General features: G+C 48.2%; 22 protein-coding genes and 2 rRNA genes (1 of these 24 cut by a window edge). 23 read left to right on the top strand and 1 reads right to left on the bottom strand.

The window, feature by feature from the left end:
- The 11 genes from ACP26N_RS00225 to rsmI form a co-directional block, all read left to right on the top strand.
- A 23S ribosomal RNA gene (locus ACP26N_RS00225) occupies positions 1 to 2,617 on the top strand; it begins 298 nt to the left of the window's first position.
- A gap of 47 nt (positions 2,618 to 2,664) precedes the next feature.
- Positions 2,665 to 2,780 (top strand): 5S ribosomal RNA (rrf, locus tag ACP26N_RS00230).
- Positions 2,781 to 2,862: 82 nt separating this feature from the next.
- Complete coding sequence (locus ACP26N_RS00235; RefSeq protein WP_426354393.1) at positions 2,863 to 4,272, top strand: aminotransferase class I/II-fold pyridoxal phosphate-dependent enzyme; 1,410 nt, start codon at positions 2,863 to 2,865, stop codon at positions 4,270 to 4,272.
- Entirely contained in the window at positions 4,269 to 4,907 is a 639-nt protein-coding gene (tmk, locus tag ACP26N_RS00240) for a dTMP kinase (RefSeq protein ID WP_426354395.1), read from the top strand. Before ACP26N_RS00235 ends, tmk begins: the two co-directional genes overlap by 4 nt.
- A complete protein-coding gene (locus ACP26N_RS00245) occupies positions 4,904 to 5,233 on the top strand; it encodes a cyclic-di-AMP receptor (protein WP_114597425.1) in 330 nt (109 codons plus the stop codon). The genes tmk and ACP26N_RS00245 overlap by 4 nt, the downstream gene beginning before the upstream one ends.
- Positions 5,233 to 6,225, top strand: a complete 993-nt coding sequence (locus ACP26N_RS00250) for a DNA polymerase III subunit delta' (RefSeq protein WP_426354397.1) — start codon at positions 5,233 to 5,235, stop codon at positions 6,223 to 6,225. Before ACP26N_RS00245 ends, ACP26N_RS00250 begins: the two co-directional genes overlap by 1 nt.
- A 6-nt stretch (positions 6,226 to 6,231) precedes the next feature.
- On the top strand, positions 6,232 to 7,062 hold the full coding sequence (locus ACP26N_RS00255) for a PSP1 domain-containing protein (RefSeq protein ID WP_131504498.1): 831 nt from the start codon (positions 6,232 to 6,234) through the stop codon (positions 7,060 to 7,062).
- Positions 7,059 to 7,421, top strand: a complete 363-nt coding sequence (yabA, locus tag ACP26N_RS00260) for a DNA replication initiation control protein YabA (RefSeq protein WP_026827008.1) — start codon at positions 7,059 to 7,061, stop codon at positions 7,419 to 7,421. The genes ACP26N_RS00255 and yabA overlap by 4 nt, the downstream gene beginning before the upstream one ends.
- Positions 7,422 to 7,470: 49 nt before the next feature.
- Positions 7,471 to 8,208, top strand: coding sequence for a tRNA1(Val) (adenine(37)-N6)-methyltransferase (locus tag ACP26N_RS00265; RefSeq protein ID WP_426354400.1), 738 nt, complete (start codon positions 7,471 to 7,473; stop codon positions 8,206 to 8,208).
- Positions 8,201 to 8,473, top strand: a complete 273-nt coding sequence (locus tag ACP26N_RS00270; RefSeq protein ID WP_131973698.1) for a GIY-YIG nuclease family protein — start codon at positions 8,201 to 8,203, stop codon at positions 8,471 to 8,473. Before ACP26N_RS00265 ends, ACP26N_RS00270 begins: the two co-directional genes overlap by 8 nt.
- Positions 8,457 to 9,311: a 16S rRNA (cytidine(1402)-2'-O)-methyltransferase gene (gene rsmI, locus ACP26N_RS00275; RefSeq protein WP_131973697.1), complete on the top strand. Its 855-nt coding sequence runs from the start codon at positions 8,457 to 8,459 to the stop codon at positions 9,309 to 9,311. Before ACP26N_RS00270 ends, rsmI begins: the two co-directional genes overlap by 17 nt.
- Before the next feature lie 38 nt (positions 9,312 to 9,349).
- On the opposite strand, the gene ACP26N_RS00280 is transcribed toward rsmI, so the two are convergent.
- Positions 9,350 to 9,646, bottom strand: a complete 297-nt coding sequence (locus ACP26N_RS00280; protein WP_014969089.1) for an AbrB/MazE/SpoVT family DNA-binding domain-containing protein — start codon at positions 9,644 to 9,646, stop codon at positions 9,350 to 9,352.
- A gap of 340 nt (positions 9,647 to 9,986) precedes the next feature.
- On the opposite strand from ACP26N_RS00280, the gene metG reads away from it, so the two are divergent.
- The 12 genes from metG to pth all read left to right on the top strand — a co-directional run bounded on the left by metG (position 9,987) and on the right by pth (position 21,439).
- Complete coding sequence (gene metG / locus ACP26N_RS00285) at positions 9,987 to 11,942, top strand: methionine--tRNA ligase (RefSeq protein WP_131504494.1); 1,956 nt, start codon at positions 9,987 to 9,989, stop codon at positions 11,940 to 11,942.
- A 59-nt stretch (positions 11,943 to 12,001) separates the two neighbouring features.
- Positions 12,002 to 12,769, top strand: a complete 768-nt coding sequence (locus tag ACP26N_RS00290; RefSeq protein WP_426354404.1) for a TatD family hydrolase — start codon at positions 12,002 to 12,004, stop codon at positions 12,767 to 12,769.
- The gene (locus ACP26N_RS00295; RefSeq protein ID WP_131973695.1) at positions 12,766 to 14,061 is read left to right on the top strand and encodes a 3D domain-containing protein; all 1,296 of its coding nucleotides are present in this window, start codon (positions 12,766 to 12,768) and stop codon (positions 14,059 to 14,061) included. Before ACP26N_RS00290 ends, ACP26N_RS00295 begins: the two co-directional genes overlap by 4 nt.
- A gap of 66 nt (positions 14,062 to 14,127) precedes the next feature.
- Positions 14,128 to 14,688, top strand: a complete 561-nt coding sequence (rnmV, locus tag ACP26N_RS00300; protein ID WP_081776591.1) for a ribonuclease M5 — start codon at positions 14,128 to 14,130, stop codon at positions 14,686 to 14,688.
- Entirely contained in the window at positions 14,685 to 15,563 is an 879-nt protein-coding gene (rsmA, locus tag ACP26N_RS00305; protein ID WP_026827000.1) for a 16S rRNA (adenine(1518)-N(6)/adenine(1519)-N(6))-dimethyltransferase RsmA, read from the top strand. Before rnmV ends, rsmA begins: the two co-directional genes overlap by 4 nt.
- 84 nt (positions 15,564 to 15,647) lie before the next feature.
- The gene (locus ACP26N_RS00310; RefSeq protein ID WP_012368950.1) at positions 15,648 to 15,887 is read left to right on the top strand and encodes a Veg family protein; all 240 of its coding nucleotides are present in this window, start codon (positions 15,648 to 15,650) and stop codon (positions 15,885 to 15,887) included.
- Between the two features lie 96 nt (positions 15,888 to 15,983).
- Positions 15,984 to 16,844 (top strand): 4-(cytidine 5'-diphospho)-2-C-methyl-D-erythritol kinase, encoded by an 861-nt coding sequence (gene ispE, locus ACP26N_RS00315; protein WP_114597434.1) that lies wholly within the window; start codon positions 15,984 to 15,986, stop codon positions 16,842 to 16,844.
- A gap of 69 nt (positions 16,845 to 16,913) precedes the next feature.
- Positions 16,914 to 17,753 (top strand): pur operon repressor, encoded by an 840-nt coding sequence (purR, locus tag ACP26N_RS00320; protein WP_114597435.1) that lies wholly within the window; start codon positions 16,914 to 16,916, stop codon positions 17,751 to 17,753.
- A 162-nt stretch (positions 17,754 to 17,915) separates the two neighbouring features.
- Positions 17,916 to 18,227, top strand: coding sequence for a septation regulator SpoVG (gene spoVG / locus ACP26N_RS00325; protein ID WP_131504491.1), 312 nt, complete (start codon positions 17,916 to 17,918; stop codon positions 18,225 to 18,227).
- 167 nt (positions 18,228 to 18,394) lie between these two features.
- A complete protein-coding gene (gene glmU / locus ACP26N_RS00330; protein WP_131504490.1) occupies positions 18,395 to 19,744 on the top strand; it encodes a bifunctional UDP-N-acetylglucosamine diphosphorylase/glucosamine-1-phosphate N-acetyltransferase GlmU in 1,350 nt (449 codons plus the stop codon).
- A 64-nt stretch (positions 19,745 to 19,808) separates the two neighbouring features.
- Entirely contained in the window at positions 19,809 to 20,765 is a 957-nt protein-coding gene (locus tag ACP26N_RS00335; RefSeq protein WP_014969100.1) for a ribose-phosphate diphosphokinase, read from the top strand.
- Between the two features lie 116 nt (positions 20,766 to 20,881).
- Positions 20,882 to 21,439, top strand: coding sequence for an aminoacyl-tRNA hydrolase (gene pth, locus ACP26N_RS00340; RefSeq protein WP_214856001.1), 558 nt, complete (start codon positions 20,882 to 20,884; stop codon positions 21,437 to 21,439).
- The last annotated feature ends 21 nt before the right edge of the window (positions 21,440 to 21,460 follow it).

Raw genomic sequence — 21,460 nt, forward strand, 5'->3', positions numbered from 1 at the left:
TTGTAGGACACTCTATACGGAGTCAAAAAGGAAGACAGTAGGTGAACGACCTGGAAAGGCCGGCCGAAGAAGGTGACAGCCCTGTAGCTGAAACTGTTTTCCCTCCAGAGTGGATCCTGAGTACGGCGGGACACGTGAAACCCCGTCGGAATCCGGGAGGACCATCTCCCAAGGCTAAATACTCCCTAGTGACCGATAGTGAACCAGTACCGTGAGGGAAAGGTGAAAAGCACCCCGGAAGGGGAGTGAAATAGATCCTGAAACCGTATGCCTACAAGTAGTCAGAGCCCGTTAATGGGTGATGGCGTGCCTTTTGTAGAATGAACCGGCGAGTTACGATAGCGCGCGAGGTTAAGCTGATGAGGCGGAGCCGTAGCGAAAGCGAGTCTGAATAGGGCGCCATAGTGCGTTGTCGTAGACCCGAAACCAGGTGATCTACCCATGTCCAGGATGAAGGTCAGGTAACACTGACTGGAGGTCCGAACCCACGCACGTTGAAAAGTGCGGGGATGAGGTGTGGGTAGCGGTGAAATGCCAATCGAACCTGGAGATAGCTGGTTCTCCCCGAAATAGCTTTAGGGCTAGCCTCGAGGTTGAGAGTTCCGGAGGTAGAGCACTGATTGGACTAGGGGCCCCCACAGGGTTACCGAATTCAGTTAAACTCCGAATGCCGGCAACTTATACTCGGGAGTCAGACTGCGAGTGATAAGATCCGTAGTCAAGAGGGAAACAGCCCAGACCGCCAGCTAAGGTCCCAAAGTGTATGTTAAGTGGAAAAGGATGTGGCGCTGCCTAGACAGCTAGGATGTTGGCTTAGAAGCAGCCACCATTCAAAGAGTGCGTAATAGCTCACTAGTCGAGTGGCGCCGCGCCGAAAATGTAACGGGGCTAAACATACCACCGAAGCTGCGGATTCCGTAAGGAATGGTAGGGGAGCGTTCCAAACCGCTGTGAAGCTGTACCGGAAGGAGCAGTGGAGCGTTTGGAAGTGAGAATGCCGGTGTGAGTAGCGAAAAGAGGGGTGAGAATCCCCTCCGTCGAAAGCCCAAGGTTTCCTGAGGAAGGCTCGTCCGCTCAGGGTTAGTCTGGACCTAAGCCGAGGCCGAAAGGCGTAGGCGATGGATAACAGGTTGATATTCCTGTACCACCGATCCACCGTTTGAACAATGGGGGGACGCAGGAGGATAGTGACGCATGCGGATGGAAGTGCATGTGTAAGTTTCGAGACCGTCTGATTGGCAAATCCGTCAGGCACCAAAGTCGAGGAACGATGCGGAGTCCCGTAGGGACGAAGGTCACGATTTCACACTGCCAAGAAAAGCCTCTAGTGAGGTGGAAGGTGCCAGTACCGTAAACCGACACAGGTAGGCGGGATGAGAATTCTAAGACGCGCGGGATAACTCTCGTTAAGGAACTCGGCAAAATGGTCCCGTAACTTCGGGAGAAGGGACGCTCTACATGAGTAGAGCCGCAGTGAATAGGCCCAAACGACTGTTTAGCAAAAACACAGGTCTCTGCTAAATCGCAAGATGACGTATAGGGGCTGACGCCTGCCCGGTGCTGGAAGGTTAAGGGGATGGGTTAGCGCAAGCGAAGCTTTGAACCGAAGCCCCAGTAAACGGCGGCCGTAACTATAACGGTCCTAAGGTAGCGAAATTCCTTGTCGGGTAAGTTCCGACCCGCACGAAAGGCGTAACGATTTGGGCACTGTCTCAACGAGAGACCCGGTGAAATCATAGTACCTGTGAAGATGCAGGTTACCCGCGACAGGACGGAAAGACCCCATGGAGCTTTACTACAGCCTGATATTGAGGCTTTGTGCATGATGTACAGGATAGGCGGGAGACGTCGAGACCGGAGCGCCAGCTTCGGAGGAGTCACCCTTGGGATACCGCCCTTCATGCATAGAGTCTCTAACTCGCAGCCGTCATCCGGCTGGAGGACCGTGTCAGGCGGGTAGTTTGACTGGGGCGGTCGCCTCCTAAACAGTAACGGAGGCGCCCAAAGGTTCCCTCAGAATGGTTGGAAATCATTCGTAGAGCGCAAAGGCAGAAGGGAGCTTGACTGCGAGACCTACAAGTCGAGCAGGGACGAAAGTCGGGCTTAGTGATCCGGTGGTTCCGCATGGAAGGGCCATCGCTCAACGGATAAAAGCTACCCTGGGGATAACAGGCTGATCTCCCCCAAGAGTCCACATCGACGGGGAGGTTTGGCACCTCGATGTCGGCTCATCGCATCCTGGGGCTGGAGTAGGTCCCAAGGGTTGGGCTGTTCGCCCATTAAAGCGGTACGCGAGCTGGGTTCAGAACGTCGTGAGACAGTTCGGTCCCTATCCGTCGTGGGCGCAGGAAATTTGAGGAGAGCTGTCCTTAGTACGAGAGGACCGGGATGGACGCACCGCTGGTGTACCAGTTGTTCCGCCAGGAGCATCGCTGGGTAGCTACGTGCGGACGGGATAAATGCTGAAAGCATCTAAGCATGAAGCCCCCTCCAAGATGAGATTTCCCTTTGAGTAATCAAGAAAGACCCCTCAGAGACGATGAGGTAGATAGGTCACGGGTGGAAGCATGGCGACATGCGGAGCTGAGTGATACTAATCGGTCGAGGCCTTGTTCTAGCAGATGCATTGTTGATGACTTCAGTTTTGAGGGCGCGAGCCCGTCGTCTGGTGACGATAGCCAAGTGGTCACACCCGTTCCCATGCCGAACACGGAAGTTAAGCACTTGAACGCCGAAAGTAGTTGGGGGCTTCCCCCTGTGAGGATAGGACGTTGCCAGGCAAGTGAAGGACCGATCTGCATTTTGCAGGTCGGTCTTTTTGTAGTTTGGATTAAGAAAGGACTGGAAAATATGGAAGGTCGTATGCCAATTATTGAAGCACTTGGTGCTCATGTAGAGAGAAAAGCTACTTCCTGGCATGTTCCGGGGCATAAGAATGGAACATTAGTTGAGGGATTACCTTCTTTTTTTGAATGGGATAAAACGGAGTTGCGTGGTCTGGATGATTTTCATCATCCGGAAGAAGCCATTTATGAAGCCAAGCTTTTATTGCGCCGAATTTATGGGGCATCAGATAGTCATTTTTTGATCAACGGATCGACGGTCGGGAATTGGGCGATGTTGGCTGCTGTCTCACAAAGGGGAGACCGGATATATGTTCAGCGTAATTCACATAAATCGGTCTTTAATGCGATGGAATGGTTGGGCTTATCACCAATTTTACTCGAACCAGAAAGGGATCCGGTAACGGGTATCAGTGGGAATGTTTCACGTGAAACATTAAAGGAGTCCTTAACTGTTTTTCCTGGAGGTACAGCCGTATTTTTAACATCACCGACTTATTATGGTGAAACTGCTCGAATCGAAGAGTTGGTTCGGATCACAAAATCATCCAATATACCGTTACTGATTGATGAAGCCCATGGCGCTCATTTCGGTGAAGCGTTTGGTGTCCGTTCGGCATTTGAACTTGGTGCAACCGCCGTGGTTCAATCAGCACATAAGACATTACCTGCTCTGACAATGGGGGCGTGGATTCATGAACGATTTACGGAGGATGAACGAAGACGATTGATGCGGGCCCTTCAGGCATTTCAAACATCCAGTCCGTCTTATCTGTTGATGGCTTCACTGGACTTTGCCCGTGATTACCGCGAACGTTGGACGGTTTCCTACATGAAATCTGTTCGGACTAGTCACGAATTCCTTCATCAGCAAATCAACCAACGGACAGGTATGACGGCATTTACGTTTGATGATTGGTCACGGATGGTGCTTTCCTGTGAACCGTATTCCGGAAGTCAGTTGTTGGAGGCACTAGCAGATCAAGGACTTGATGCTGAATTTGCTCTGGGAGCAAACGTCGTGTGCATTTTACCGCTACGAATCATCGAACCATTTGAACGGGATGCCTGGATCCATCAGATCCAATTAACCGTCGAGTTCCTGAAAGCAGAAGGAATTCCAGATAAAAGGTATATGGAACAACCGATTATGGGTAAAATAAAGGTATCGTCCCTGGCTTATCCACTTGACCAATTGGAATACGCCCAGGCAGTCGAGCAGACTTTTGAAAAAGCAGTCGGATTGGTTTCACTTGAAACCATCATCCCCTATCCACCTGGTATACCTTTACTATTGCGGGGAGAACGGATTATAGCAGAACATATTAAAATGATTGAATACTATACAAACACATCGATTCATCTGCAAGGCGGTGAGTTTCTCCAACAGGGGAAATTGCGTGTGATACAGGAAGGAATTATAGAATGACAGGAACATTTATTACGGTCGAAGGACCAGATGGTGCCGGGAAAACGACCCAGTTGCAGTTACTTGCAGATCGTTTAACGGCTGAAGGATATGATATCGTGATAACACGTGAGCCCGGTGGTACACGAATCGGAAATGAGATTCGATCACTGATCTTAAATCCCGACTTTCAAGAGATGGATGAGATGACGGAAATTCTCCTGTATGCGGCGTCTCGGGCACAACATGTCAATGAACTGATTCGCCCCGCTCTTGCTGCCGGAAAAGTCGTTTTATGCGATCGATTCATCGATGCATCGATTGCGTATCAAGGATATGGACTCGGATATTCGATTGAACAGGTTCGTTCCATTAATCAACAGGCCACCAACCATCTCACACCGGATCGCACGTATCTGTTCAACTTGTCAGTCGCAGATTCAAAGCAACGGATGATGGACCGTGGGACACTGGATCGAATCGAACAACGTGATGACGCATTCCGCCAACGGGTGTATGGAGGGTTCCTGACGTTAGCGGAACAGGAACCAGAACGAATTCAGCTGGTTGATGCAACTCAATCGATTGAAGCATTACAAACGACATTATGTCAGGATGCTCTGGCGTATTTAAAAAAAAGGGAGAGATTATCATGAAAATGGTCATTACGATTGTTCAAGATAAAGATAGCCTACGTTTAGCAGAAGCATTGGTCGAACACGATTTTCGGGCAACGAAACTTGCGACGACAGGCGGTTTTCTCAAAGAAGGAAATACGACGTTCATGATTGGTGTCCAAAGCGAACGATTGGATGATTTAATGCGTTTGATTAAAAAGAATTGTTCGAGCCGGGAACAAATGGTCTCACCTATTTCACCGATGGGCGGTCATGCCGATTCATACATCCCATACCCAGTCGAAGTACAGGTAGGCGGGGCGACAGTATTCGTCTTACCAATCGAAGGGTTTTATCAATTCTAATGCAGACATTTCATGAACTAGAACAAACTCAATCGGTCATCGCGACGATTTTGCGTAACTCGTTACAGACGAATCGTATTAACCACGCTTATATCTTTACGGGGGACTATGAGCCGCTTCTTTTAGAGGCGGCTCAGTTGTTCGCCAAGAGCCTGTTTTGCGAACGGCGTAATCAAATTGAACCATGTCAAACTTGCCGGAGTTGCCGCCGTATGGATAGCGGCAACCTGGTCGACTACTATCAAATCGAACCGGACGGAGCCACCATTAAGAAAGAACAGATTCAGCAGTTGATGCATGATCTATCGTTACGGGGTCTTGAAGGCGACCGGCAAATCTATGTCGTGACACAGTCGCATAAAATGACACCCCAGGCAGCCAACAGTCTGTTGAAGTTCTTTGAAGAGCCGGGTGCCGGAAAAATAGCGATTTTAATTACGAATCAGCCGCAGTTATTGTTGCCGACGATTCGTTCACGGGGGCAATTATTAAGTTTTCGTCCGGCAGATCGTTTGTTAATCGGACAAGTCTTATCCGAAAAAACGGGACGGGATAACGAATTAACGCAACTGGCTGCCCGGGTCTATCCGAAAATAGAGGATGCGGAACAGGCATTAGTCGAAGACTGGTTTGTAAATGCGCGAGTGTCAGTGGTACAATTGATGGAGGAATTAGCGAATCGTCCGGCGGATTTACCGTTGTTTGTCCAGGAAAAATGGATGAGTCAATTTAAAAATCGGCAAGATGCACGAATTGGTCTGGAACTCGTGACCTGTTTCTTTGAAGATGTTCTTCATCTCAAATTGAATCCGTCATGGGAAACGATCACATATGCAAACAGCCGGCCATTACTGGAACAAATGGGTGGAAAAAGTCAGACGACGATCACGCGGTGGTTGCAGGCAGTACTCGCAGCCGTTAAGCGGATCGAAGCAAATGTTAATCCTCAATTAACAGTTGAGCGTCTCATGTTTGACTTACAGAAGGGGTAGAGCGATATGCTAGAAGTAGTAGGCGTTCGCTTTAAAGAAGCGGGCAAAATTTATTATTTTGCACCTGGACAAGAGTCATTATCACGAGGACAGTCCGTCATCGTTGAGACAGTACGGGGCATTGAATATGGCGAAGTGGTCATTGCCGATAAACAAATGGACGAAGAAGATGTGGTCTTGCCACTAAAATCCATTCTTCGGGTCGCAGATGATAAAGATGCGATGATCGTCCGTGAAAATAAAATGGCAGCGCTTGATGCGCATGCTGTTTGTGTGGAAAAAATTCGTGAGCACAAACTCGATATGAAATTAGTCGATGTCGAATATACATTTGATCGCAATAAAGTCATTTTCTACTTCACGGCAGAAGGTCGTGTCGATTTCCGGGAACTCGTCAAAGATTTGGCAGCTGTTTTCCGGACACGCATTGAGTTACGACAAATCGGTGTTCGTGATGAAGCGAAGTTACTCGGGGGAATCGGTCCGTGTGGTCGTGTTCTTTGTTGCTCTTCGTTTTTAGGTGAATTTGAACCGGTCTCAATCAAGATGGCGAAAGATCAAAATCTGTCCTTGAATCCGACGAAGATTTCTGGTGTCTGCGGTCGTTTGATGTGTTGTTTAAAATATGAAAATGACACATACGAAGAAATGCGACGGGATTTACCGGATTACGGAAAACGATTGACTGTTCCGGAAGGTGAAGGACGCGTGGTGGGTCTGAACATTCTCGATCAAATCGTCCAAATTGAGTTGAAAGACCGTTCGCGGGTTCTGACATACTCGATGGAGGAACTACTGTCTGTCGGTGCCGTAAAACAAAAACGACCAAAAGAATGACGGGGTGCATACGCGTGGAGAGAGTCGATAAAAAAGAAATCATTACGCGTGTTGATGCGATCGAGCAACAGATTCACTTGCTGACTGAGCATCTGAGCGTTTTGAAAGATCAGCTTGCTTACATGATGGAGGAGAATCAACATCTGTATCTTGAGAATCATCACCTCCGTGAGAAGGTAGAGCGCGATGAGCAACAACCGATTACAGAAGAAGCGCAGGCGGAAGCCGGTACAGGTGCTGGCTATGATAATCTAGGACGACTATATCAAGAAGGATTCCATATTTGTAACCTGCATTATGGTCAAGTCCGTAAAGACGGAGATTGTCTGTTCTGCTTGTCCATGTTAACGAAACATTGAGAGGCTGACTTCCTAGGAGTCAGTCTTTTTTTCAGAAAGGAAGAACGATATGCCTGAACTATTATCAGATGAGCGACTGGATCATCTGCTTGGAAAAGAAGGACGAATCATTCAAAGCCCCACCGTATTTTCCTACTCCTTGGATGCCACCTTACTGGCGCAGTTCGCCTGGGTACCGATCCAACAAGGGAAGTTGGTCGATTTATGTGCCGGTAATGGAGCGATTCCATTATTTTTGTCTTATCGGACGAAAGGGATGATCACAGGGCTTGAAATTCAACCCCGTCTTGTCGATATGGCCGAGCGCAGTATTCAACTGAATGAAAAACAGGACCAACTGCAGATGATCGAAGGTGACGTCAAGGAAGCCGGTAAACGACTGGGGTATGGTCTGTATGATGCCGTCACGTGTAATCCCCCTTACTTCCTGGCAAATGAGTCATCGAACCGGAACATAAGTGAACATTATACAATCGCCCGGCATGAAGTATTATGTACACTTGAAGATTGTATCCGGTCAGCGGCAGATCTTTTGAAACAAGGCGGAAAAACAGCATTCGTCCATCGACCGGAGCGTCTTCTCGATATCGTCACCTTGATGCGTCAGTACCGGCTTGAACCGAAGCGGATGCAACTCGTTTACCCAAAAGAAGGAAAAGAAGCCAACATGCTGTTGATTGAAGGGATCAAAGATGCCAAACCGGGTCTGAAAGTATTGCCTCCCTTCATCGTCTACGAACCGGACGATACGTACACATTGCAGATGCGGACTCAGTTTGATGTCTGAACATGCCATCTACATCGTCCGTTGCCGGGACGGCAGTCTCTACACAGGATATGCAGTTGATGTCGAAAAGCGGATTGCGATACACAACAATGGACAAGGTGCAAAGTATACCCGGGCCCGGTTGCCGGTCGTACTCGAATATACAGAAACATTTTCGACAAAGTCGGAAGCCTTAAAGCGTGAGTATGCCATTAAACAATTGACACGTCTTAAAAAAGAACGACTTATTCAAGGAGGGAGGTCATCTCATGAAAGCAACCAGTAGTTTTAAAGGACAAACAACCGGTTTGTACATCGTACCGACACCAATCGGTAATCTCGAAGACATGACTTATCGCGCGGTTCGTATCTTACAAGAGTCCGATCTCGTCGCGGCTGAGGATACACGGCAAACGATGAAATTATTTAATCATTTTAAAATCGACACGAAACTCGTCAGCTATCATGAACATAACAAACAGGTCAGCGGGGCACGGCTGTTGGGCGACCTGCATGCGGGAAAACAGGTTGCTCTGGTATCGGATGCCGGGATGCCGGGAATCTCAGATCCGGGCGGTGATTTGATTCGGGAAGCGATTGCCGAGGACATTCCGGTCGTCGTCTTACCGGGAGCTAATGCCGCGTTAACGGCACTCGTCGCCTCAGGTCTTGCGACAGAACGATTTTTATACTATGGTTTTTTACCGCGTAAGAAAAAAGAGCGTCGTGAGGCGCTTGAGACCGTCCGTTATGAAAAAGGCAGCCTCATCTTCTACGAAGCACCGCATCGCCTTAAAGAGATGTTAGGCGCCTTACGGGATGTACTTGGGGATCGTCAACTGACGTTAGCCCGCGAACTGACAAAACGGTATGAAGAGTATATACGGGGTTCTGTGACAGAAGCTCTTGAATGGGCCGGAGAAGAAGTCCGGGGAGAGTTCGTTGTCATCGTCGAAGGTTCGACGGAGGAGCGGCCGGCGGAAGAGGAACAGGAAGCGGATCCGTTGCAACAAATTGAGCGGTATATCGAACAAGGTGAAAAGCCGAATGCTGCCTTAAAACGTGTGGCGAAGGAACGGGGACTCGATCGTCAGGAATTGTATTTGCGTTATCATGAATCCTAAAAAAAGAAGCGACTCCATTTGGAATCGCTTCTTTTTACTTATTCGTTTCCAGCGTAATGACGGTCGAGGAAATCTTTTAACTCAACGAGGACACGTTGTGCGCCATCTGGAGAGAGAATCAATTTACCATCTGCTAATTTGAAGTTATCGTCTGATACTTCGCCTGTTACTTGGCAAGTCATGTTTGGTTTGTATTTTTTAAGGATGATTTGCTCGTTGTCGACATAAATCTCAAGAGCATCCTTCTCTGCAATTTGAAGAGTACGACGAAGTTCGATTGGAATAACGACCCGTCCGAGTTCATCTACTTTACGTACAATACCTGTTGATTTCATTTTGTTGTTCCTCCTCTGATGTCTAGGTTCTCTTTATTTTTGGAAAATCGTCAAAATTCGACATCACTTCTATAGAATGTAGAATACTAAACTTTCCAAAAGTAGTCAACCAATCTGAATAGCTTGAAATCAAAATGTCATTTTTTTCTCAAAAAAGCCACAAATGAAACGATTTACTAATAGATTTTCCCTTTTTAAAGGAAATCAAACTATTTAGTGTGTTTTTTTGGTATTCGATGTCTGATGTCAAAAAATGTTTGGATTCGACAAAAAACGAGTTTCGACACAGACGGCAGAACAGCGTATAATAATGAAATGAAATACAGAACGGAGGAATATCATGGCAAAAACATTTTATATCACTACACCGATTTACTATCCTAGCGCTAAGCTACATATCGGTCACGCCTATACGACAGTCGCAGGGGACGCGATGGCGCGTTACAAACGACTTCAGGGATTTGATGTCCGTTACTTAACCGGAACGGATGAGCACGGACAAAAAATTCAAGAAAAAGCGAAGGAAGCCGGCGTTTCCGAGCAGGAGTTCGTCGATGGTGTCGTTGAACAAATCAAAGTCTTATGGGACCGTCTTGATATTTCCTATGATGATTATATCCGGACGACAGAACCACGTCATAAAGAAGTCGTTGAACGCGTTTTCGAGACATTACTCGAAAAAGGTGATATTTATCTTGGAGAATACGAAGGCTGGTATTCTGTTCCGGATGAGACGTATTATACGGAATCACAGCTCGTCGACGGTAAAAGTCCGGACAGCGGTCATCCGGTCGAACTTGTCCGGGAAGAGTGTTACTTCTTCCGAATCAGTCAATATGCGGATCGTTTAGTAGAGTATTATGAAGCAAATCCATCGTTCATTTTACCGGAATCACGGAAACATGAGATGATTAATAACTTCATCAAACCGGGTTTACAAGATCTTGCTGTTTCCCGGACGACATTCGATTGGGGTGTCAAAGTCCCGTCCAATCCGAAACACGTCGTGTACGTATGGGTTGATGCGTTAACGAACTACATCTCGTCACTTGGATACGGAACAGACGACCAAGGAAACTTTGATAAGTACTGGCCGGCTGATGTCCACCTCGTCGGAAAAGAAATCGTTCGTTTCCACACAATCGTCTGGCCTGCTCTCTTGATGGCACTCGACTTACCACTTCCAAAACAAGTGTTTGCACATGGTTGGTTGTTGATGAAAGACGGCAAGATGTCGAAATCAAAAGGAAATGTCGTTGATCCGGTTCCGATGATTGATCGGTACGGACTCGATGCGTTACGTTATTACCTGCTTCGGGAAGTACCGTTCGGTTCAGACGGGATGTTCACACCGGAAGCATTCGTCGAACGGATGAACTTTGATTTAGCGAATGACCTGGGGAACTTACTCAACCGGACGATTGCGATGATCACGAAGTATTTCGACGGCGTCATTCCGACGTATGCCGGAAACGTGACACCGTTTGACGAAACGTTGTCGACACTGGCCAAAGAAACGGTCGAGAAGGTCGAAGCTTCGATGGAACACATGGAGTTCTCGGTTGCTTTATCGCACATTTGGCAATTGATCAGCCGTGCCAATAAATACATCGATGAGACACAACCGTGGGTACTCGCAAAAGATGAAACGAAAACAAAAGAACTCGCTTCATCGATGGTCCACCTGGTTGGTGCGTTGCGCCACGTCGCAATCATGTTACAACCGTTTATGACACGTTCGCCAAAAGAAATCTTCCGTCAACTCGGTCTTGAAGGACAACCGATGGACTGGACAGCACTTGAACAGTTCGCAACTGTTGAAGAGGGGACGAAGGTCGGTACGGCAGAACCAATCTTCCCGCGTCGCGATATGAAAGAAGAGGTCGAAGCCATCGTTGAGATGATGAAACAAGCTTCTGCTGCGCGCGTCGAAGAAGAGACGGAAGTCGAAGAGGCAGACACGGATGTTCGTCCGGAAACGACGATTGATGTGTTTGACCAAATCGAGTTACGCGTCGGAGAAGTCGTTACAGCTGAAAAAATCAAAAAAGCAAAAAAATTGCTGAAGCTGACGGTCGACATGGGGAAAGAAACACGACAAATCGTTTCAGGAATCGCTGAATGGTATGAGCCGGAAGATTTAGTCGGTCGGAAAGTCATCGTCGTCGCCAATTTAAAACCGGTCACATTACGGGGAGAATTGTCGCAAGGAATGGTGCTCGCTGCCGAGAAATCAGGTAAACTTGAATTAGCTACCGTACCATCAACGATGGCGAACGGGGCAAGCGTAAAATAATCCAGATGCCTGTGGACTCGATGTCACAGGCATTTTTTTGAAAGAAGGAGTCGAATAGTATGTTGATTGACACACACACACATTTAAACTCGGATCAGTTTGACGGAGATGTCGATGAGACGATTGAGCGGGCACGCGCAAACGGTGTATCTCCGATGATCGTCGTTGGTTTTGATCATAAGACGATTGACCGGGCAATGGAACTCGTTGAACAGTATGATGATCTCTACGCCGTCATCGGATGGCATCCGGTCGATTCGATTGATTTCGACGATGCTGCCTATGAAAAGGTGGAACGTTTAATGGACCATCCGAAAGTCGTTGCCCTTGGAGAAATCGGACTGGATTACCACTGGGATACTTCTCCGAAGGATATTCAGGACGCAACGTTTCGAAAGCAGATTCGCTTGGCGAAACAAAAAAATAAACCGATCGTCATCCATAACCGGGAGGCGACAGAAGATACGCTCCGCATCTTGGAAGAAGAAAACGCAAAAGAAGTCGGTGGCATTTTACACAGCTATAGCATGAGTGCAGAACTGTTACCACGTTGCCTGGCAATGAATTTCTACATTTCCCTCGGAGGACCGGTGACGTTCAAAAATGCGAAGATGCCTAAACGCGTCGCACAAGAAGTGCCGCTTGACCGGTTATTGGTCGAGACCGACTGTCCGTATCTGACACCAACGCCATATCGCGGAAAACGAAATGAACCGGCGTATGTCCGATTCGTTGCGGAAGAAATCGCACAGTTGCGCGGGATGATGTACGCTGATGTCGAACAGGCGACGACTGAGAACGCGAAACGCGTCTTCCGCCTTCCATGATTCGATCGATTACGTATATGACAATCGGCTGTACCCTATTGTTGGTTGCGAGCCTGCTTTATGTAATGATGGACCATCCGCGTGATGTCACGATCATGGTGGATGGTCGACAAACAAAAGTCGAGACGCTTGAGACATCCGTTTTCGGTGTCTTGCAGGAAGCCGGTATTTCAGTTCGACCACAAGATGTCATCGAACCGGCACTGAGTGCTGATCTTCCGAAAAACGATTTGATCGTCATTCAACCGGCCAAAGAAATTACACTAATCATGGGGTATGGTGAAGCGCGGACGATCCGGACGCAAGCCCGCCGCGTCGACGATCTGTTAAAAGAACAGGGAATCAGTCAAATGTTAGAGACAGATGACGTGTATCCTTCAAAAGAAGCCGTTTTGACAAGCGGAATGACCGTCCGGTACCGGGAGGCATTCCCGGTCGAGCTGATTGTCGAAGGAAAAGCCCGCGAAGTCTATACGTACCAAACGACGGTGCGGGAACTGCTGTCGATGCAGGGGGTTAAGCTCCAGACGGAAGATAAGGTCATGCCTGGTCTAGAGACAGTCGTCGCAAAGGATATGCTGGTCACGGTCAATACGACGCGTCGTGCCGTGCTGACGGAACAACAGCTGTTACCATTTGAAGTCGAGACCATCGAAGACGACACGTTGCCGGCGGGTGAACAGTTGGTGACGAAATCCGGCCGGCCGGGCATCCGGACACAAAAATATCAATTGACCCTCGCGGACGGTTTAAGCAAGGAAAAGAAACTGATTGCTAATGAAGTTACGAGTGAACCGGTCAAACAAGTCGTCAAGGTCGGAACAAAACCGGTCGAACCGGTTGAGGCCGTGACGACACCGACACCAACACCGGCGTTTGATACGGAAAAAGCGACGGTACCGTTAGCAGAAGTGCCTAAAGCGGCAGCCGATTTGGATTTTAGCAAAGCGAAAACGCTGATGGTCGAAGCAACAGCTTATACGAATAATCCCGCTTCCAATGGCAGCCAGCTGTATGACGGACGGGCTTTGACAGCAACCGGCTATGATGTAACGGATACGATCACGTATCAAGGACTGCCGATTATCGCCGTTGATCCGAAAGTCATTCCGCTCGGAACCAAGGTGTACGTCGAAGGGGTCGGACTGGCGATCGCCCTCGACACAGGCGGTGCCATCAAAGGCAATAAAATCGATGTACTCGTTGAAGGGGAGTCGACCGCCAAACAGTTTGGCCGGAAGACGATCCAAGTCTGGGTCATCCCGAACGATACGACGGAAGCGGGTACTTGACGCTTCCTTGTTTTTTTTGCGGAAACAGGTACAATTACGGAAGTGTTTGAAAAAGGTGGAGAAGATATGATGCGGAAACGCTTAAAAGAAGTCATCGTCGTTGAAGGACGCGATGATACGACACGCTTACAGGAAGTATTCGATGTCGATACAATTGAAACAAACGGTTCGGCCGTCAACGAACAGACATTACAACGCATTGCCAAAGCGCTTGAACGCCGTGGTGTCATCGTGTTTACCGATCCCGACTTCCCGGGTGACCGGATTCGGGCACGGATCAATGAACGGGTACCGGGATGTAAACAAGCCTACCTGCCACGGGCAGACGCAAAAGATAAACGCGGGAAAATCGGTGTCGAACATGCATCACCGGAAGCAATCGAACGGGCACTTGGTGCGGTATATGAGACAGAAGAGCAGCATGATGCCGAAGTGACACGGGATATGATTCTCGCCGCCGATCTGATCGGGGGACCGGCAGCCTCGAAACGTCGGAAACGGTTGGGGCAAGTGCTTGCCATTGGTGAACCGAATGCCAAACAACTCGTCAAACGTGTCGCGTCGATCCGAATCACGAAACAGGAATGGGAAGACGCTTTGAAACAGATAGAGGAGGAACAGGATTGAAAGACATCGCTACATTGCACCGGACGAAGGAAATCTTGGCCAAACACGGATTTTCATTTAAAAAGTCCTTGGGACAAAACTTTTTAATCGATTTAAATGTACTCGGAAACATCGTCGGTGCCGCTAATCTGACACCGGAAAGCGGTGTGCTTGAGATTGGTCCCGGTATCGGCTCATTAACGGAACAATCAGCAAAACAGGCGAAAAAAGTTGTGGCGCTCGAAATCGATCAACGGCTCTTACCGATTCTTGAAGACTCACTTGCTCCGTACCCCCACGTGAAAGTCATTCATGGGGATGCACTGGAACTGGATCTTGAAACGATCGTTGACGAAGAATTCACGCAACAAGGGATTACGGATCTCGCCGTCGTGGCGAACCTTCCTTACTACGTGACAACACCAATCATTATGCGTATTTTAGAAGCCCGTACTCCGTTCCGGACACTCATCATGATGATTCAAAAAGAAGTGGCGGAACGAATCGGGGCAAAACCGGGAACGAAGGCGTACGGTTCATTGTCGATCGCCATTCAGTATTATGCGGAGGCAGAAGTCTGTTTCACGGTACCGAAACACGTCTTCATTCCGGCACCGAACGTCGATTCAGCAGTCATCCGTTTAAATATTCGCAAGGAGCCGGCAGTCAAGACGCTGGATGAGAAACTCTTCTTCGAAGTGACACGTGCCAGTTTCGCCCAACGCCGGAAAACGATTTTGAATAACTTATCCAGCCATTTCGGTAAAGCGGAAAAAGAGGCGGTCGAAGCGGCCTTACATGAAGCGGGTATTGATCCACGCCGCCGTGGCGAGACGCTCAGCCTGCAGGAATTTGCACAGCTGGCCGATGCACTTTTGCCGATTAAAAAACGTTGACGGTAGACAAAAGAACGGATATAATATTTCCCCTTTCTAATATTTAGTTCATATGCTATAATAAATATTAGTGAGGTGAAGCGTATGCCAAAGACGTTGAACGAAATCAGACATGTATTTGAAACACATGTAGGTGAAAGACTGACGCTAAAAGCAAGCGGCGGTCGTAAAAAGGTCGTAACCCGAATCGGAACGCTCGTTGAGACGTATCCATCGGTGTTTGTAGTCAAGCTAGACGCAGAGCGCCATAATGTCGAGCGAGTTTCTTATAGCTACGCCGACGTGTTAACCGACTCCGTACAAATCGAATTCGCGAATTCGTAAACTTACCTTCCGAAGCGGACAGAAATGTTCGCTTCTTTTTTTGTGCAAAGGTTGATACAATTCGTACAGGAAACGTACTAGAGGAGGAACGGCAGGATGACGATTATTGTAAAAGCTCCAGCGAAAATCAATTTAGTATTGGATGCGACGGCGAAACGTCCGGATGGTTATCATGATGTACATATGGTAATGACGACGGTGGATTTGGCAGATCGTCTCGAGTTGACGGAACTAGCGTCCGGCGAGATTCGGATGAATGCCCAACATGCATATGTGCCGAATGATGAACGCAACTTAGCGTATAAAGCAGCAGCGGTTTTAAAGGAACGGTTCGACATCAAGAGCGGGGTTGAAATCTACTTAGAAAAACAAATCCCGGTCGCAGCAGGTCTTGCGGGCGGCTCGAGTGACGCGGCAGCCACGTTGCGCGGGCTGAACGAATTGTGGAAGCTCGATTTGACACTTGAACAGTTGGCGGAAATCGGAGCAGAAGTGGGATCGGATGTCCCGTTTTGTGTCATGGGCGGAACCGCGATTGCAACGGGACGCGGAGAGAAGCTCGAGAAACTAGTATCCCCTCCACCTTGTTGGGTCGTACTGGCGAAACCGACGATCGGTGTCTCAACAGCCGATGTTTACGGAGCACTGGATTTAGAAACAGCGGAACGTCCGGATGTCGAAGCGATGATTGATGCGGTCAAGAACCAAGATTTCACGGCAATTTGTGATGCCCTTGGCAATGTCCTTGAATCAGTGACGTTACCGATGCATCCGGAGGTCGAACAAATCAAGGCTTTCATGACGAGTTGCGGGGCGGAAGGTGTCCTGATGAGCGGTAGCGGTCCGACTGTATTTGCCTTGACGGAACATGAAAACCGGGCTCAACGTCTCTATAACGGATTACGAGGATTTTGTAATGAAGTCTACGTCGTTCGTCTTTTAGGGGAAAACCATTGATAGTTTCCGTATGAAAATGATATATTCACTATTGAATATTCGGAATTACGGAGAGGTGGAACGATTTAGATGAAAATTCGGAGAAGTGGTCGGTTGGTAGACATGACACGTTACCTGCTGGATCATCCGCATCATCTAGTCTCATTGACGATCTTCGCAGAACGGTACAGCTCTGCGAAATCTTCGATCAGTGAAGATTTAGATATTGTCAGCGAAATGTTGGAGCATGAAGGAACAGGACGACTCGTCACGGTTCCGGGAGCCGCGGGAGGCGTCATGTTCATCCCTACATGGAGCAGCGCAAAGGCGTTGCCGTTTATCGATGAGTTATGTGAACGTGTCGCACGACCGGATCGTCTGTTACCGGGAGGCTACTTGTATTTGACGGACTTGCTCGGAGATCCGCGGATGGTGAAACAGATGGGACAAGTGTTTGCTTCTGTCTTCAGCCAGAAAAAAGTCGACGTCGTCATGACGATTGCGACAAAAGGAATCCCGCTTGCTTATGCCGTCGCCGAACAGTTGGGTGTACCGTTCGTCATCGTCCGCTCGGACAGCCGGGTGACGGAAGGTTCGACCGTCAGCATCAACTATGTTTCCGGCTCATCGAAAGCAATCCGGACGATGGCTCTTGCGAGACGCAGTTTACCGCGCGGTGCGAACGTCCTGCTGATTGACGATTTCATGAAAGCCGGCGGAACGATCCGGGGGATGATGAGTCTGCTGAGTGAGTTTGAAGCGAACGTAGCAGGTGTCGGTGTGTTGATCGAAGCAGAGGGTGCCGAGAAGAAGATGGTCAGTGAGTACGTCAGTCTGATGAAGCTTTCGGATGTTGATGTGGATCTTGGACAGATTCAAGTGAAACGGGGAAACGTCGACCAGTATTTCACAGACGTAGAAAATACCTGAATTTGACACACGATTTTTTTGTAACTATACTGTAATTATCAAACTTTTGGAAATTATGCGTGAAATGATTGGCAAAAGCTAAACCTTTGAATGTTTTAAGCCGTAAGTAGAAGTAGACAACGAAGAGTTGTGACAACGGTTATAAAAAGGGGTGCGGACAAAATGAATGTCACCGACGTCAAGATTCGTCGCGTCGTAGCAGAGGGTCGAATGAAAGCACTGGCTTCGATTACGCTTGACCACGAATTTGTGGTACATGATTTACGCGTGATTGAAGGGAACAGCGGTCTTTTCGTCGCGATGCCAAGCAAGCGGACACAGGAAGGCATCTTTCGTGATGTCGCCCATCCAATCAATGCATTAATGCGAAAAAAAGTCGAAGATTCAGTACTAGAAGCATACGCGATTCGTGAAGAAAACGGTGAGGCGTCAGAATTTGAACTGACGGCGCTCGAAGCAACCGATCCTTCCTAACGCGATTGACAGGTCTCCATCAATGGGAGAACCTGTCTTTTTTTGCGTGTTTTGTTGATTTCCGGTCTGTCCTGTCATTGATTCGTTGCGCCATTTTCGTTATAGTGGGAACGAGTGGACTATTTCAGAACGAAATCAACACTAATTTACATGGAGGAGCGACAAGGATGAATCATTTCGCGGTAATTCTAGCAGCGGGTAAAGGCACTCGGATGAAATCAAAGCTATATAAAGTACTTCACCCAGTAGCTGGGAAACCTATGGTACAACATGTCGTTGATCAATTGACGACACTCGGTGTCACGCGTCAAGTCGTCATCGTCGGTCACGGTGCAGAGTCTGTTAAAGAAGTGCTCGGCACATCGGTGGAATATGCACTTCAAAGCGAGCAGCTTGGCACGGGTCATGCTGTTCAAATGGCAGAACCTGTCCTTGGACAGGAGAAAGGCTCGACACTCGTCGTCTGCGGAGACACTCCCCTTTTGACAAGTGAGACGTTACAATCTCTCTTGCAACATCATGCAGAAACAGGCGCGAAAGTAACTGTTTTAACAGCGCATGCGGATGATGCGACGGGGTATGGACGAATCGTTCGTGGGGAAGACGGCAACGTCTCGAAAATCGTCGAGCACAAAGATGCGAACGCAGAAGAACTTCTCATTAAAGAAATCAATACCGGAACGTACGTATTTGACAATGAGATGTTATTCGCGGCTTTAAAAGAAGTTAAGAATGATAATGTCCAAGGTGAGTACTACTTACCGGATGTCATCGAAATCGCAAAAGCAGACGGTGAAACGATTGCGGCCTATGCGGCAGCGACGTTTGAAGAAACGATTGGTGTCAATGACCGGGTTGCCCTGGCGCAGGCGGAAACGTCAATGCGGAAGCGGACGAATGAGCATTGGATGCGTCAAGGCGTTACGTTCATCGATCCGGCGTCTACGTATATCGGACCGGATGTCGTGATTGGTTCGGATACGGTCCTGTACCCGGGAACACAATTGCTTGGTAAAACGACGATTGGCTCAGAATGTATCATCGGACCAAATTCGGATATCCGTGACAGTGAAGTGGCTGATCAAGCCGTGGTGCGTCAATCAGTCGTAACCGACAGCCAAATTGGAGCAGCTGCACAAGTCGGTCCATTTGCGCACTTACGCCAACAGGCAGTTCTCGGAGCGAACACGCGCATCGGTAACTTCGTCGAAGTGAAGAAATCCACTTTTGGTGAAGGCAGCAAATCTGCTCACTTAAGTTACGTCGGTGATGCAACAATCGGCACGAACGTTAACTTAGGTTGCGGATCGATCACAGTGAATTATGATGGAACAAATAAATTCCAAACTGTCATTGAAGACGATGCGTTCATCGGTTGTAATGTCAATTTGATTGCACCGGTCACGGTCGGTAAAAATGCGCTTGTCGCAGCAGGATCAACCGTTACGGATGATGTTCCGGAAAACGGTCTTGCCATCGCACGGGAACGTCAAACAACTAAACCAGATTACCGTTAATTTTATTCGTTCATTATCTGTCGCTCTACTCGTCTAAACCCAAACAAATGGAGGCCACCTAACCATGTCTACTGTCTTAGAACATGAAATTCGTATTTTCGCACTTAACTCGAACAAACCACTGGCAGAGGAAATCGCTAAAGTCATCGGAATCCCTGTCAGCGAAAGTTCAGTCAAACACTTCAGTGACGGCGAAATTTCAATGAACATCGAAGAAAGCGTCCGTGGGGATGATATCTACATCATTCAATCGACAAGCCAACCGGTCAACGAAAACCTGATGGAGTTGCTCATCATGATCGATGCGTTAAAACGAGCTTCCGCACGGACGATCAACGTCGTTATTCCGTATTACGGCTATGCACGTCAAGACCGTAAAGCACGTTCACGTGAGCCGATCACAGCGAAGCTTGTTGCGAACTTGCTTGAAGTTGCCGGTGCGACACGCGTCGTGACGATGGATCTCCATGCAGCTCAAATCCAAGGTTTCTTCGATATTCCAGTAGATCAATTAATGGGTGTTCCCCTGCTTGCTTCTTACTTCGAGAAGAAGAACATCGACCCGAACGAACTTGTCATCGTTTCTCCAGACCATGGCGGTGTGACACGGGCACGTAAATTAGCGGAACAATTAAAAGCACCAATCGCGATCATCGATAAGCGTCGTCCAAAACCAAACGTGGCGGAAGTCATGAACATCGTTGGCCAAGTCGACGGAAAAATCGCGATCATCATCGATGACATCATCGATACAGCAGGAACGATCACACTCGCTGCCAACGCTTTGATTGAAAACGGGGCGAAGCAAGTGTATGCCTGCTGTACACACCCGGTTCTGTCGGGTCCTGCGATGGAACGGATCGAAAACTCGGCGATTGAAGAACTCGTCGTCTTGAACACAATTGATTTGACGAAACGTGAATGTGCAAGCAAAATCAAACAAATCTCTGTCGCACGTTTGCTTGCAGAAGCAATCATCCGTGTCCATGAGCAAAAATCAATCAGCCCGCTCTTCAGCTGATTTCAAACAGATATGAACGCCAAGGTCCGGTTTTTAGAAATCGGACCCTTGTGCGTTCCATTTTTCGTCAACGGGATATAAATCAAAAAAAGCAGATAAGTAGAGGAGGTGACGATATGAAATGTATCGTCGGTTTAGGAAATCCAGGCACGAAATATACGAATACGCGTCACAATATCGGTTTTTTAGCGATCGATGCCCTCGCCAAGGAACATGGCATAAAATTAGCGGAGTCGAAGTTTAAAGCCGTCTTCGGAACGGGAATGATTAAAGGGGAACGGGTCGTTCTCGTTAAGCCATTGACGTATATGAATTTATCGGGAGAAGCTGTCCGTCCGTTGCTCGATTTCTATAAAATTGCGGTCGAGGACGTCCTTGTCATTTATGATGACCTTGATTTGCCGCTTGAAAAGATGCGCCTGCGTTCAAAAGGAAGTGCCGGTGGTCACAACGGAGTCAAATCGTTGATTCAACATTTAGGTACACAAGACATCAAACGATTGAAACTTGGAGTCGGTCGTCCGCCAGCACCGATTCAAGTCATCGACTGGGTCTTGATGCCGTTCGCCAAGTCGGAACAGACGACGTTGCAACATGTGTTGTCTGATTCCGTCGAGATCGCAACTGATTTTATCGATACACCGTTTTTAGCTTTGATGAATCGTTATAACTGAACAAAACGCTTTGGGTGACCA

Source organism: Exiguobacterium sp. R-39 (assembly GCF_049942815.1).
Taxonomy (GTDB): domain Bacteria; phylum Bacillota; class Bacilli; order Exiguobacteriales; family Exiguobacteriaceae; genus Exiguobacterium_A.

What these genes read in the sequence shown, in the direction of transcription:
- ACP26N_RS00335 (WP_014969100.1), top strand. Translation starts at nt 19,809, where the DNA reads ATGTCTACTGTCTTAGAACATGAAATTCGTATTTTCGCACTTAACTCG.
- ACP26N_RS00295 (WP_131973695.1), top strand. Translation starts at nt 12,766, where the DNA reads ATGATTCGATCGATTACGTATATGACAATCGGCTGTACCCTATTGTTG.
- ACP26N_RS00280 (WP_014969089.1), bottom strand. Translation starts at nt 9,646, where the DNA reads ATGAAATCAACAGGTATTGTACGTAAAGTAGATGAACTCGGACGGGTC.
- ACP26N_RS00250 (WP_426354397.1), top strand. Translation starts at nt 5,233, where the DNA reads ATGCAGACATTTCATGAACTAGAACAAACTCAATCGGTCATCGCGACG.
- ACP26N_RS00270 (WP_131973698.1), top strand. Translation starts at nt 8,201, where the DNA reads ATGTCTGAACATGCCATCTACATCGTCCGTTGCCGGGACGGCAGTCTC.
- ACP26N_RS00235 (WP_426354393.1), top strand. Translation starts at nt 2,863, where the DNA reads ATGCCAATTATTGAAGCACTTGGTGCTCATGTAGAGAGAAAAGCTACT.
- yabA (WP_026827008.1), top strand. Translation starts at nt 7,059, where the DNA reads ATGACGGGGTGCATACGCGTGGAGAGAGTCGATAAAAAAGAAATCATT.
- purR (WP_114597435.1), top strand. Translation starts at nt 16,914, where the DNA reads ATGAAAATTCGGAGAAGTGGTCGGTTGGTAGACATGACACGTTACCTG.
- rsmI (WP_131973697.1), top strand. Translation starts at nt 8,457, where the DNA reads ATGAAAGCAACCAGTAGTTTTAAAGGACAAACAACCGGTTTGTACATC.
- pth (WP_214856001.1), top strand. Translation starts at nt 20,882, where the DNA reads ATGAAATGTATCGTCGGTTTAGGAAATCCAGGCACGAAATATACGAAT.
- metG (WP_131504494.1), top strand. Translation starts at nt 9,987, where the DNA reads ATGGCAAAAACATTTTATATCACTACACCGATTTACTATCCTAGCGCT.
- glmU (WP_131504490.1), top strand. Translation starts at nt 18,395, where the DNA reads ATGAATCATTTCGCGGTAATTCTAGCAGCGGGTAAAGGCACTCGGATG.
- ispE (WP_114597434.1), top strand. Translation starts at nt 15,984, where the DNA reads ATGACGATTATTGTAAAAGCTCCAGCGAAAATCAATTTAGTATTGGAT.
- rnmV (WP_081776591.1), top strand. Translation starts at nt 14,128, where the DNA reads ATGATGCGGAAACGCTTAAAAGAAGTCATCGTCGTTGAAGGACGCGAT.
- ACP26N_RS00265 (WP_426354400.1), top strand. Translation starts at nt 7,471, where the DNA reads ATGCCTGAACTATTATCAGATGAGCGACTGGATCATCTGCTTGGAAAA.
- ACP26N_RS00310 (WP_012368950.1), top strand. Translation starts at nt 15,648, where the DNA reads ATGCCAAAGACGTTGAACGAAATCAGACATGTATTTGAAACACATGTA.
- ACP26N_RS00290 (WP_426354404.1), top strand. Translation starts at nt 12,002, where the DNA reads ATGTTGATTGACACACACACACATTTAAACTCGGATCAGTTTGACGGA.
- spoVG (WP_131504491.1), top strand. Translation starts at nt 17,916, where the DNA reads ATGAATGTCACCGACGTCAAGATTCGTCGCGTCGTAGCAGAGGGTCGA.
- tmk (WP_426354395.1), top strand. Translation starts at nt 4,269, where the DNA reads ATGACAGGAACATTTATTACGGTCGAAGGACCAGATGGTGCCGGGAAA.
- ACP26N_RS00245 (WP_114597425.1), top strand. Translation starts at nt 4,904, where the DNA reads ATGAAAATGGTCATTACGATTGTTCAAGATAAAGATAGCCTACGTTTA.
- ACP26N_RS00255 (WP_131504498.1), top strand. Translation starts at nt 6,232, where the DNA reads ATGCTAGAAGTAGTAGGCGTTCGCTTTAAAGAAGCGGGCAAAATTTAT.